The following is a 12,254-nucleotide window of genomic DNA, read 5'->3' as shown; positions in this document are numbered from 1 at the left end:
CAACCGACACCCGGACGGTGCACAATCGGCCCTGGCAGGGGGGCCGGCCACCGATCCGGCAACGGATCGAACCTAGGAGTCTTTCGTGGGCATTCGGCTCGTCCGCCGGCTGTTGCCGGCCCTCGTTCTCTGCGGCGCGCTGTTCGCCGCCCACGCGCAGGCGCAGGTCGTCGTCAGCCAGGTCTATGGCGGCGGCGGCAACAGCGGCGCCCCCTACACCAACGATTTCGTCGAGCTGTTCAACCGCGGCAGCGAGCCGGCGTCGCTGTCGGGCCTGTCGCTGCAGTACGCGAGCGCCACCGGCACCGGCAACTTCGGCGCCGGCAGCAGCCAGATCGTGGTGCTGCCCGCGGCGACGCTCGAACCGGGCCAGTACTTCCTGGTCGGCCTGGCCGGCGGCGCCAACGGCGCTCCGCTACCGTCGACCGACGCCAGCGGCACCATCAACATGTCCGGCAGCGCCGGCAAGGTCGCCCTGGTCGAATCGACCACCAGCCTGGGCTGCAACGGCGGCAGCACGCCGTGCACGCCCGCGCAGCTGGCACTGATCGTCGACCTCGTCGGCTTCGGCGGCGCCAACTTCTTCGAGGGCAGCGGCGCCGCGCCGACGCTCAACAATGCCAGTGCGGCGTTCCGCGCCGACAACGGCTGCAGCGACAGCGACGACAACGCCGCCGACTTCGCCAGCGCCGCGCCCGCGCCGCGCAACGCGTCCTCGCTGCCCGCGCCCTGCGCCGGCGGCGGCATCGTCTACGCCAGCATCGGCGACACCAGCGCCGCCGAGGGCGACGCCGGCACCACGCCGTTCTTCTTCACCATCAGCCTCAACCAGTCGGCGGGACCGGGCGGGGTGAGCGTCGACTATGCGACCGCCGACGGCACCGCCACGGCCGGCGAGGACTACATCGCCGCCAGCGGCACCGCGACCATCGCGGAAGGGTCCACCTCGGTCACGATCGGCGTCGATGTGATCGGCGACACCGTCACCGAAGCCGACGAGACCTTCTTCGTCGACCTGTCGAACGCCGCCGGCGCGGAGCTTGCCGATGCGCAGGCGGTGGGCACGATCCTCAACGACGACGTCGAAACCGTGGCGATCTCCGCGATCCAGGGCGATGGCCAGGTTTCGCCCTTCGATGGCATGACGGTCGCCACCACCGGCATCGTCACCGCCCGCAAGAACAACGGCTTCTTCCTGCAGACGGCCGACGGCGAGGACGACGGCAACCCGGCCACCTCCGAAGGCCTCTTCGTGTTCACCAGCACCACCCCGCCCGACGCCGCGGCCGTAGGCAACCGCGTGCTGGTGCAGGGCACGGTGGACGAGTACATCCCCGCCGCCGATCCGCACCAGCTGCCGCTGACCGAACTGGTCAACGCCAGCGTGACCGCGCTGTCGGGCGGCCACACCCTGCCGGCCCCGGTGGCGCTGACCGTCGACCTGCCGAACGCGGACGACGGACTCGACCAGCTCGAACGCTTCGAGGCCATGCGCGTCGTGGTGCCGAGCGCGACCGTGGTCGCACCCACCGGCGGCAACGTCAACGAGACCCAGGCCACCGCCACCAGCAACGGCCGCTTCGCGGTCGTGGTCACCGGCAACGCGCGACCGTTCCGCGAACCCGGCATCCCGGTGCCGAACCCGGATCCGCTCGGCAGCAGCGCCACCGACATCCCGCGCTGGGACTTCAACCCGGAACTGATCGCTGTCAACAGCACCACGATCGGCGCGCCGGCCGCGAACGTGGCCGCCGGCTGCCTGATCACCGACGGCAGCCTGGTCGGACCGCTCGACTACACCTTCCGCCGCTACACCATCCACCCCGAAGGCGCGCTGACGATCGACTGCAGCGCCACCGGCCTGCCGGTGCCCTCGCGCCTGCCGACCGCCGACGACGCCACCTTCGCGACCTGGAACCTCGAGCGCTTCTTCGACGACCACAACGATCCCGCGATCGGCGAACCGGTGCTGACCGCGGCGGCCTTCGAGCGGCGCCTGGCGAAGGCGTCGCTGGCGATCCGCGGCTACCTGCACACGCCGGACGTGGTCGGCGTGGTCGAGGTCGAGAACCAGGCCGTGCTGCAGGCGCTCGCCGCGCGCATCAACGCCGACGTGGTCGCGGCCGGCGGACCGGATCCGGGCTACACCGCGCACCTGCTCGAAGGCAACGACGTCGGCGGCATCGACGTCGGCTTCCTGGTCAAGGCCGCCGAGGTCGCCGCCGGAACGCCGCGCGTGGACGTGCTGGGCGTGGTCCAGCACGGCGCAGCGGAGGTGCTCCAGAACCCCGACGGCAGCACCAGCCTGCTCAACGACCGTCCGCCGCTGTCGCTGGACGCCGTGGTCCACTTCGCCGACGGCCGCAGCTGGCCGTTCACCGCGATCGTGGTGCACCAGCGTTCGCTCAACGGCGTCGACAGCGACGAGAACGGCAGCAATGGTTGGCTGACGCTCGGCCAGCGCGTGCGCGCCAAGCGCCAGGCGCAGGCGGAGTTCCTCGCCACCCTGGTCGACGGCATGCAGGCCGACGACCCCACGCGCAACCTGGTGGTGATGGGCGACTTCAACGCCTTCCAGTTCAACGACGGCCTGGTCGACGCCATGGGCACGGTCACCGGCCTGCCCTCGCCCGACGCGCAGACCGCGGTCGACGGCGACGGCGTGGACCTGGTCGAACCCAACCTGTTCAACCTCACCCTGCTCGCCGAACCGCAGCAGCGCTACTCGTTCGTGTTCGACTACCAGGCGCAGACGCTCGACCACATCCTGGTCAACGATGCCCTGGTCGACTCGCCGCTGGTCGCCGGGCTCGAGATCAGCCACGCGCGGATCAACGCCGACTTCCCGGAAACCGCGCGCAACGAGGACGACACGCCCTCGCGGCTGTCCGACCACGATCCGACCGTGCTGCTGGTGCGGCTGGCGGCGCTGCGCTTCGCCGACCTGTCGGTGGAAACCGGGGCGCTTGCGGCCACGGTCGCCCTGGGCGAGGCGCTGCAGTTCTCGGCGGTGGTCGCGAACGCGGGACCGGACGACGCCGCGTATCCCGGCGCGGGCTTCGTGCTCGACGCGGAACTGGCCGACCTCGCGGTCGCGGCGCCCGATGGCTGGGACTGCGAAGCGCCGCTGGTGGCGGCCGGGACCACCACGGTCGCCTGCAATGCCGACGGCCTCGCCGCCGGTGCCGAGGCGGTGTTCGCCCTGTCCGCCACCGCGCTCGAGGCGATGGAAGGCACGCCGGTCACGCTCGCCGCCGCCGTCACCGCGCAGACCGAGGACACGGACCCCGGCAACAACGAGTCCAGCGCCGCGATCCTGGTCGAGGATCCGTATGCCGGCATCCCGGTGCTGGCGAACGGCATTTCGCTCGGTGGCCAGTCGGGCGCCGCAGGCGAGGAGCTGGTCTACCGCGTCGACGTGCCGGAAGGCGCCGGCCCGCTGCGCGTGCTCAGCTTCGGCGGCAGCGGCGACGTCACCCTGTATGCGGCACACGAGCGCATCCCGACTGTCGACGACTTCGACGGGCGCTCGCAGCGGCCGGGCAACAACGAGACGATCGCGGTGGCGGCGCCCACGCCGGGCACCTGGTTCGTGAAGCTGATCGGGGTGCGCGCGTTCCGCAACGTGTCGGTCCGCGCGACCTTCGACGACTGAGCGCGGTTTCCGGCCGCTTCCCCGACCACGGGACGCGGCCGGAACGAGGCCCGACCGCGCCAGGCGGTCCACCGTGACGGGCGCGCAGACGCAGTCTCGGGCACGCGAACGCAAGCACAGGGACGCGGCTCGCGCATGACGCAATGCGCAACGGATCCTTACGCAGGAAACCTTATCATCCTGGGTTCGACAACGACCGGATGGAAGTGCATGCGCGTTGCCGCGAGCTTCGAGATCGAGTATCTGCAATACCTCGACCAGGACGGGCGGATGGTCGCCGACCTGCCGGGGTCGATGCTGCCGAAGGACGAGATCCTGGCGCTGTTCCGGCAGATGCTGTTCCTGCGCGCGTTCGACGGCAAGGCGGTCGCGCTCCAGCGCACCGGCAAGCTCGGGACCTACGCACCGTGCCTCGGCCACGAAGCCACCCAGATCGGCATCGGCGCGATGATGCGGCCCGAGGACGTGCTGGCGCCGAGCTACCGCGAATACGGCGCGCAGATCATGCGCGGCGTGCGCCTGCGCGAGATCTTGCTGTACTGGGGCGGCGACGAACGCGGCAACGACTACCAGGTCGCGCGCCACGACTTCCCCTGGGCGGTGCCGATCGCCACCCAGTGCCTGCATGCCGCGGGCGCGGCGCTGGCCTTCAAGCTGCGCGGCGAGAAGCGCGTCGCCGTCACCTGCTGCGGCGACGGCGGCAGCTCCAAGACCGACACCTACGCCGCGATCAATGCCGCCGGCGCCTACACCCTGCCGTTCGTCCAGTGCATCATCAACAACGGCTGGGCGATCTCGGTGCCGCGCAGCGCGCAGACCGGCGCGCAGACGCTGGCGCAGAAGGGCCTGGCCGGCGGCCTGCATTGCCTGCAGGTGGACGGCAACGACCTGTTCGCGGTGCTCGAGGGCATGCGCCGGGCCATGGAGCGCGCACGCGGCGGCGAAGGCGGCACGGTGATCGAGTTCATGACCTATCGCCTGCACGACCACACCACCGCCGACGATGCGCGCCGCTACCGCGACGAGGCCGAGGTCAAGGACGCCTGGACGCGCGACCCGGTCACGCGGCTGCGCACCTGGCTCGGCGCCGAAGGCCTGTGGGACGAGGCGCAGGAAAAGGACTGGCTGGCCGAATGCACGCGCCTGGTCGACGTCGAGATCGACGCCTACCTCGACACCAGGACCCAACCGGCAGAGGCGATGTTCGACTACCTCTACGCCGACCCGCCGCCCGACATCCTCGAACAGCGCGCGCAGTTGCTGGCGCTGGAGGGCCGCGCATGAAGGCCGCGGTCCACCAGCAGAAGCAGGACGGCGCCCGGGTCGCACAGGCGAAGGCGATCACCCTGATCGAGGCGATCACCCAGGCGCTGGCCTGGGAGATGCGCCACGACGATTCTGTGGTGGTGCTGGGCGAGGACGTCGGCGTCAACGGCGGCGTGTTCCGCGCCACCGCGGGCCTGCAGCAGCAGTTCGGCGCCGATCGCGTGCTCGACACGCCGCTCGACGAGACCACCATCGCCGGACTCACCGTGGGCATGGCGGCGATGGGCATGAAGCCGGTGGCCGAGGCGCAGTTCGACGGCTTCGTCTATCCGATGCTCGACCACATCATCTGCCACGCGGTGCGCTTCCGCACCCGCACCCGCGGCCGCCTGACCTGCCCCATGGTGCTGCGCGTGCCCTGGGGCGGCGGCATCCGCGCGCCCGAGCACCACAGCGAGGCGAACGAAGCGATGTTCACCAACGTGCCCGGCCTGCGGGTGGTGCTGCCGTCCTCCCCCGCGCGCGCCTACGGCCTGCTGCTGGCGGCGATCCGCGAACCGGACCCGGTGATCTACTTCGAGCCCAAGCGCATCTACCGCCAGTACAAGGAAGTGGTACCGGACGACGGCGAGGCGCTGCCGCTGGACGTGTGCTACGTGCTGCGCGACGGCAGCGACGTCACCCTCGTCACCTGGGGCGCGCAGGTCAAGGAGACGCTGGAAGCCGCCGAGGAGCTGGCGCGCGACGGCATCAGCGCGGAGGTGATCGATGTCGCCACGCTCAAGCCGCTGGATTTCGCCACCATCGCCGAATCCGTCGCCAAGACCGGCCGCTGCGTGATCGTGCACGAGGCGCCGCGCACCGCGGGCTTCGGCGCCGAGATCGCCGCGCGCCTGGCCGAGCACTCGATGTACGACCTGGTCGCGCCGGTCGAGCGCGTCACCGGCTACGACACCCACATGCCGCTGTTCCGGCTGGAGATGAAGTACATGCCGGGCACGGACAGGATCGTCGCGGCGGCGCAGCGTACGCTGGCGAACTCGTAGGACGGGTCCTCACCCGCCCGCCATGTGCGGCCGCCCGTCCCCTCAGGCGGCCCGCGCACGGCACTTCCCATGGACATGGCGGGTCGTTGCCCGCCCGACGGAACCGCGACATGGCCCCGAACAAGAAGACCTTCCTGCTCCCCGACCTCGGCGAAGGCCTGCCCGACGCCACCATCGTCGAGTGGTACGTCAAGGAGGGCGACAGCATCCGCCTCGACGACAACCTGGTGTCGATGGAGACCGCCAAGGCGGTGGTCGACGTGCCCTCGCCGGTCTCGGGCAAGGTGCTCAGGCTCGCCGGCGCCGCCGGGGACGTGATCGTCACCGGCGCGATGCTGGCCGAGTTCGAGCTCGATGCGTCGCAGCCGCAGCGCGCCGAAGGACAGGACACCGGCCACCACCACGGCGCGAAGGCAGCGTCCGGCAAGAGCGTCGGCAGCCAGGATCCCGCGCCGGACGACCGCGTGGTCGCTTCCACCGAGGGCGGCGCGATCGAGCAGACCGGCAAGACGCAGCCGGAAGGGAAGTCGGAGCCCGGGGATGGCGAGCGCGCCGACAGCGGCACCGTGGTCGGCGCGATGCAGGCGTCCGACGACGTGCATGCCGAAGCGGCGGTGTCGGTCGGCGGGATCCGGGCGATGCCGGCGGTGCGCGCGCTGGCGCGCAAGCTCAAGGTCGACCTCGCGCGCGTGCGCGGCAGCGGCGCCGACGGCGTGGTGACGATGGCCGACGTGAAGCAGGCGGCGGCGAACGGAACCGCCGCATCCCTCCCCTCACCCGCTCGCGGGAGAGTGGCCCGGGGTGAGGGCACTACGGCCACCGCCCCACACACCAGCCCTTCCCCGCGAGCGGGAGAGGGATCCGGTCGCGCCACGCGCACCGCCGGCGAGCGCACTGCACTCTCGGCCAGCGGCAAGCCCATGCGCACGCAGCCACCGTCGGTCAGCGCCAGCGGTCAGCCCGAACAGCTCAAGGGCGTGCGCCGCAACATGGCGCGGGTGATGGCCGACGCGCACAGCAAGGTCGTGCCCACCAGCCTGGTCGACGATGCCGACATCCACGACTGGCAGCCCGGCAACGACCTCACCGTGCGACTGATCCGTGCGATCTGCGCCGCGGCCCGTGCGGTGCCCGCACTCAACGCCTGGTTCGATGGCGACAAACTCGTCCGCACCCTGCACCCGCAGGTCGACCTCGGCATCGCCGTCGACACCGGCGACGGCCTGTTCGTGCCGGCGCTGCGCAACGCCGACCTGCTCGACGCGCGCGGCGTGCGCGAAGGCATCGACCGCCTGCGCGCGCAGGTCGAGGACCGCAGCATCCCGGCTTCCGAGCTGACCGGCTACACCATCTCGCTGTCGAACTTCGGCATGTTCGCCGGCCGCTACGCGACGCCGGTGGTGGTGCCGCCGTGCGTGGCGATCGTCGCCGCCGGCCGCGGACGGCACCAGATCGTGCCGGTGGTCGGTGGCTTCGAGTCGCACCGGGTGATCCCGCTGTCGCTGACCTTCGACCATCGCGCCTGCACCGGCGGCGAGGCGGCACGCTTCCTGAAGGCGATGCTCGACGACCTGGCGTCGCCGCACTGAGGCGCGCAGGCGCGCCGCTCCAGAACCCGGCCCTGATGCGTCCGGGCGGTCGCGGCGGACAGACCACCGACTCGTTCGCCTTTCGACACGCGCCTACCGCCCCGGACCCGACCACCGCCTGCACGAGGATCCTGCCATGTCCCACCACAGCCGCCTCGCCGGCTTCATGATCGACTGCCGCGAGGGCGCGCTCGCCGACGCCGCCGCATTCTGGAGCCGGGCCCTCGGCCTGCCGGTGGCCGATCCCGACGAAGGCGGACAGGGCCGCTACGCGGTGCTGGGCGCAGGGCCCGGCGGGCTGCACATCGAGGTGCAGAAGGTCGACCATCCGCCGCGCGTGCACCTGGACATCGAAACCGACGACGTCGAGGCCGAGGCCAGCAGGCTCGAGGCGCTCGGCGCACGCAGGATCGAATCCGTCCGTGGCCGCTGGTGGGTGATGGAGGCGCCGACCGGGCACCGCTTCTGCGTCGTGCCGATGCGCGCTCCGGAGCAACGCGCCAGTCCCACCTCCTGGGACTGAAGTTCGACGAACAGGAGAACCCCACATGCCCCACCACAGTCGCCTGAGCACGTTCGTGCTCGACTGCGAGGTCGACGACCTCGCGCCGCACGTCGAGTTCTGGAGCCGGGCCCTCGGCAAGCGCGTCGAGTCCGCCGACGAGGACGGCGACGGCAGGTACGCGCGTCTGCATACGGAAGTCGACGAGCCGATCCTGTTGTTGCAGAAGGTCCCGCATGCCTCGCGCATCCATCTCGACATCGAGGCCGACGACGTCGAGGCCGAGGCCGAGCGTCTGGTCGCGCTCGGCGCCAGGAAGATCGAGAAGGTGCACACCTGGTGGGTGATGGAAGCCCCCAGCGGCCACCGCTTCTGCGTGGTGCGCCAGCAGCGCAAGCCGTTCGGCCCGTATCTCAATCGCTGGGAGTAGCGACGGCCCCGCCGGCGGGCGGGCTCGCGCCCTTCAACCGGCCGCGCGCGCCTTTGCTTCGCGGTCCAGCCACACGCCCAGGCCCTGCGCATTGATCTCGATGTCGCCGCCGAGCACACCGGCGACGCTGCGTGCGGGATCGGCGACGCCGTGCGCTGCGGCGCGCTCGACGTAGAGCGCGGTCAGGCCGTGGACGATCCGCGCGTGGCGGTCGGGCGTTGCGTCCGCATTGCGCGCGATCGTCGCCATCGCATCCACCAGAACGATCAGCTCGTCGGCCAGCCGTGCGCATTCGGTGACGATGCCGTAGTGGGCGATGCGGATCGCTGTGGGCGATTGAGTTACCAGCCGGCGGATCGAGGCCTGCATCTGCCCGGGGTCGAACTGCACCGGCGAGGTCGTCGGCACCGCGAAGGCGCCGTTGCCGTTGTCGAACTCGCGATACGACAGCCCGAACGCGTCGCCGGCGATCCAGCTGCGCGTCGCCGCATCCCACACGCTGTAGTGGTGCAGGGCGTGTCCGGGCGTGTCGGCGCAGGCGAGCGGGCGACCGGCGAGGTCGACCACGTGACCGTCGTCGGCGACCACCACGCGCGCCTCGTCCACCGGCAGCATGCCGGCATGGTCGCGCGCGAACATCGCTTCCCCGTAGACGCGTTTCGCGCCGGCGATGAGCTTCTCCGGATCGACCATGTGCTGTGCGCCACGCGGATGCACCACCAGCCGTGCGTTCGGCAGCGCGTGCATCAGCGGGCCGGCAGCGCCGGCGTGGTCGAGGTGGACGTGGGTGACCAGCAGCCAGTCGACCGCGTCGCGGGCCACCCCGGCGGCGTCGATCGCCGCGAGCACGCGCTGCGCGCAGGTCGCGGTGCCGCAGTCGACCAGCGCCGCGCGGCCACCGCTGCCGTGCACCAGATACGCCGCGCACAACCCCGGGCGGATGTAGCCGGTGTCGATTAGGGTGATGCCGTCGGCCTTCATCGCGCCTTCCCCGGTTGCATCGGCATGCTTCAGTCGCGCCTGCGCCCGAACAACAGGTGGCGCACCGCGAACGCGATGCCCAGCGCCGCGAGGAACACCCCGTAGCCCAGCGCGGTCGCCAGCACCTGCGGCCACAGCTTGCCGTACTGGGTGTCGGCATTGGCCACCGACCAGTGCACGCTCCACAGGAAGGCGGCCACCGCGAGCGCCAGCGTCGCCAGGTCGTACAGCGCGCGCTTCATGCCGCGCGGCTGGCGCGGGAACAGCCAGTACAGCGTGCCCAGGATCGCGAACCAGGGCAGGAACAGGATCAGGGTGAGGTTGAGCTCGACCAGCGGGTTCATGCCTGCGCCTTCGCCGCCTTTTCAGCGTCGGCGGCGGCCAGCGCATCGAGCGCTGCCTGCACGTCGGCCTCGGTGACGCCCTCGCCCGTCGAGGCCGGCGCCTGCGCCAGCGGCACGCTTCCGCGCCGCAGCGCGGCGATCGCCTGGCCCGCGTCGCGCGGCGCGTCGAACCCGCGGCTCTGCAGCAGCACGCGCTCGCCCTCGACCAGCTTGAAGTAGAACCTGCCGTCGGCTTCGCGGTACTGCTTGAAGGCAGCCAGGGGCGGCCTGTCCGCCACGGTTTCGGTCTCCATCGCGTCGAGACGTACCGTCGACAGGTCGCGCAGGCCCACCGCCTCGCGCAGCTGCGCCAGCAGCGGCGTCGCATAGCGCTCGCGCAGCCGGCGCGCGCCGTCGCGCAGCGTGTCCTCGATGTCGTCCGGACGCGCGACCAGATCGAGGTAGCGCTCGCGCAGCGGCGCGATCTCGGCCTCGACCAGGCCGTAGAGCCGCTGCTTCGCATCGCCCCAGCCGATGCCGTCGGCAAAGCCCTGCGCGAACGCGGCCGTCTGCTCGTGGCTGGCGAAGGCTTGGTAGAGCTGGAACAGCGCCGAGCCCTCGGTGTCCTTCGCCTCGCCAGGCGCACGCGAATCGGTGACGATCGAGAACACCAGCTTCTTCAGTTCCGCCGGCGGCGCGAACAGCGCGATGGTGTTGCCGTAGCTCTTGCTCATCTTGCGACCGTCCAGCCCCGGCAGGGTGGCGACCTGTTCGTCCACCACCGCCTCGGGCAGCACGAACCAGTCGTGGCCGTAGACGTGGTTGAAGCGCTGGCCGAAGTCGCGCGCCATCTCGATGTGCTGCACCTGGTCGCGCCCCACCGGCACCTTGTCGGCGTTGAAGATCAGGATGTCGGCGGCCATCAGCACCGGATACATGAACAGTCCGGCGCTGATGCCGGCATCGTCGTCCTCGCCGTCGGCACGGTTGCGGTCCACCGCCGCCTTGTAGGCGTGGGCGCGGTTGAGGATGCCCTTGCCGGCGACGCAGGTCAGGTACCAGGTCAGCTCGGTGATCTCGGGGATGTCGCTCTGGCGGTAGAACCAGACCTTGGCCGGGTCCAGCCCGCAGGCCAGCCAGGCCGCGGCGATCTCGAGCGTGGAGCGCTGGGTGCGCGCCGGATCCTGGGCCTTGATCAGGCTGTGCAGGTCGGCGAGGAAATAGAAGCTCTCCGTGTCATCGGCGCGGCTGGCGGCGACCGCGGGCCGGATCGCCCCGACGTAGTTGCCCAGGTGCGGGGTGCCGGAGGTGGTGATGCCGGTGAGGACGCGGGCGGGGCGTGGGGGCATTGCAGGGCGCCGGGACGCGGAAGCGGAACGCCAGTTTAACCGTTGCGCCGACCGCCCCCGATCGCGCCAACCCCGCCCGCCGTGCGCGTGCGTTCAACCGCACGACCCGAACGGAGATCCCCACCATGATCCACAAGCCCGCACTGGCCGCCCTGGCCCTCCTCGCCGCCCTGCTGCTCGCGGCGCCCGCCGCCGCCCGTTCGCTGGTCCGCATCGACGTGGTCGATCGCGACAGCGGCCAGTGGCTGCCGGAGTATCCGCACCGGCGCGAGTCCTGGATCGCCGGCACGCCCGGGCATCGCTACGGCGTGCGCCTGACCAACAACACCGGCGAACGGTTGCTGGTGGTGCTGTCGGTCGACGGCGTCAATGCCGTCACCGGGCAGACCGCGCACCCCTCGCAGACCGGCTACGTACTCGCGCCCTGGCAGAGCACCGAGATCACCGGCTGGCGCAAGTCGTACCAGGACGTGGCCGGCTTCGTGTTCACCGCGCTGCCCGACAGCTATGCCGCGCGCACCGGCCGACCGGACCACGTCGGCACGATCGGCGTGGCGGTGTTCCGCGAACGCACGTACCGGTACCCGCATCCACTGCCCTCGCCGCCGATCGCGCGTGGCGCGGATGCCGGGAAGTCGCGCAGCGCCGCACCGGCGGCCGAGGCTGCGGACGCATACGGCGATCACGACGGTCTCGCCCGGCAACAGATCGGTACCGGGCATGGACAGCGGGAATGGTCGCCGGTCGGGCAGACTTCGTTCGTGCGCGCCAGCTCGCGGCCGGCGCAGATCACGCAGCTGCGTTACGACGCGCCCGGCGCCCTGGCTGCGCGCGGCATCATGCCCTGGCCGGCACCGGGCCCGTGGCAGCATCGCGACCGCCCGCAGGCGTTCCCGGGCGGTTTCGTGGCCGATCCGCCCGGGCGCTGGCACTAACGCACCCGTCCGGTCCGTCCCAATCGAAGATCGCGACCCGCTCTCGAGCTGGTCCCTGGGTCCCTCGCGACCTGGATCGCACGACCGCGCTACGTCGGGTAGCAGGAAGCGCAGGGGCCGGATAACACAGGGGCCGGCGATGCCGGCCCCTGTCCATCCTGGTTGTCGCCGGGATCCG

The 12,254-nt window shown here is 71.4% G+C and carries 10 protein-coding genes; 7 read left to right on the top strand and 3 right to left on the bottom strand.

What is annotated here, in order from left to right:
- Window positions 1–85: 85 nt before the first annotated feature.
- From JMO03_RS10925 to JMO03_RS10900, 6 genes are all read left to right on the top strand, one after another.
- Entirely contained in the window at window positions 86–3,655 is a 3,570-nt protein-coding gene (locus JMO03_RS10925; protein ID WP_202843259.1) for a Calx-beta domain-containing protein, read from the top strand.
- 210 nt (window positions 3,656–3,865) lie between these two features.
- Window positions 3,866–4,939, top strand: coding sequence for a pyruvate dehydrogenase (acetyl-transferring) E1 component subunit alpha (pdhA, locus tag JMO03_RS10920; protein WP_202843257.1), 1,074 nt, complete (start codon window positions 3,866–3,868; stop codon window positions 4,937–4,939).
- Window positions 4,936–5,967, top strand: a complete 1,032-nt coding sequence (locus JMO03_RS10915; protein ID WP_202843255.1) for an alpha-ketoacid dehydrogenase subunit beta — start codon at window positions 4,936–4,938, stop codon at window positions 5,965–5,967. The genes pdhA and JMO03_RS10915 overlap by 4 nt, the downstream gene beginning before the upstream one ends.
- A 110-nt stretch (window positions 5,968–6,077) precedes the next feature.
- Window positions 6,078–7,556, top strand: coding sequence for a dihydrolipoamide acetyltransferase family protein (locus tag JMO03_RS10910; RefSeq protein WP_202843253.1), 1,479 nt, complete (start codon window positions 6,078–6,080; stop codon window positions 7,554–7,556).
- A 136-nt stretch (window positions 7,557–7,692) separates the two neighbouring features.
- The gene (locus JMO03_RS10905; RefSeq protein ID WP_202843251.1) at window positions 7,693–8,079 is read left to right on the top strand and encodes a VOC family protein; all 387 of its coding nucleotides are present in this window, start codon (window positions 7,693–7,695) and stop codon (window positions 8,077–8,079) included.
- 25 nt (window positions 8,080–8,104) lie between these two features.
- Entirely contained in the window at window positions 8,105–8,488 is a 384-nt protein-coding gene (locus JMO03_RS10900; protein ID WP_202843249.1) for a VOC family protein, read from the top strand.
- 33 nt (window positions 8,489–8,521) lie between these two features.
- Here the strand turns inward: JMO03_RS10900 and JMO03_RS10895 are convergent, their stop codons facing one another.
- From JMO03_RS10895 to JMO03_RS10885, 3 genes are read right to left on the bottom strand one after another with little or no spacing between them, the layout of a single operon-like run.
- Window positions 8,522–9,469 carry an MBL fold metallo-hydrolase gene (locus JMO03_RS10895; RefSeq protein ID WP_202843247.1) on the bottom strand — a complete coding sequence of 316 codons (948 nt, stop codon included), beginning with the start codon at window positions 9,467–9,469 and terminating at the stop codon, window positions 8,522–8,524.
- Window positions 9,470–9,498: 29 nt separating this feature from the next.
- Window positions 9,499–9,813: a hypothetical protein gene (locus JMO03_RS10890; protein ID WP_202843245.1), complete on the bottom strand. Its 315-nt coding sequence runs from the start codon at window positions 9,811–9,813 to the stop codon at window positions 9,499–9,501.
- A complete protein-coding gene (locus JMO03_RS10885) occupies window positions 9,810–11,141 on the bottom strand; it encodes a tryptophan--tRNA ligase (RefSeq protein WP_202843243.1) in 1,332 nt (443 codons plus the stop codon). The genes JMO03_RS10890 and JMO03_RS10885 overlap by 4 nt, the downstream gene beginning before the upstream one ends.
- 125 nt (window positions 11,142–11,266) lie before the next feature.
- Here JMO03_RS10885 and JMO03_RS10880 point away from each other — a divergent pair, with 125 nt between their 5' ends.
- Window positions 11,267–12,076 carry a hypothetical protein gene (locus tag JMO03_RS10880; RefSeq protein ID WP_202843241.1) on the top strand — a complete coding sequence of 270 codons (810 nt, stop codon included), beginning with the start codon at window positions 11,267–11,269 and terminating at the stop codon, window positions 12,074–12,076.
- Window positions 12,077–12,254: the final 178 nt, after the last annotated feature.

The organism is Luteimonas saliphila, from assembly GCF_016774335.1.
Taxonomy (GTDB): domain Bacteria; phylum Pseudomonadota; class Gammaproteobacteria; order Xanthomonadales; family Xanthomonadaceae; genus Luteimonas; species Luteimonas saliphila.
Note: the sequence above shows the minus strand (reverse complement) of the source record. Positions and strands in the feature narration are given on the sequence as shown.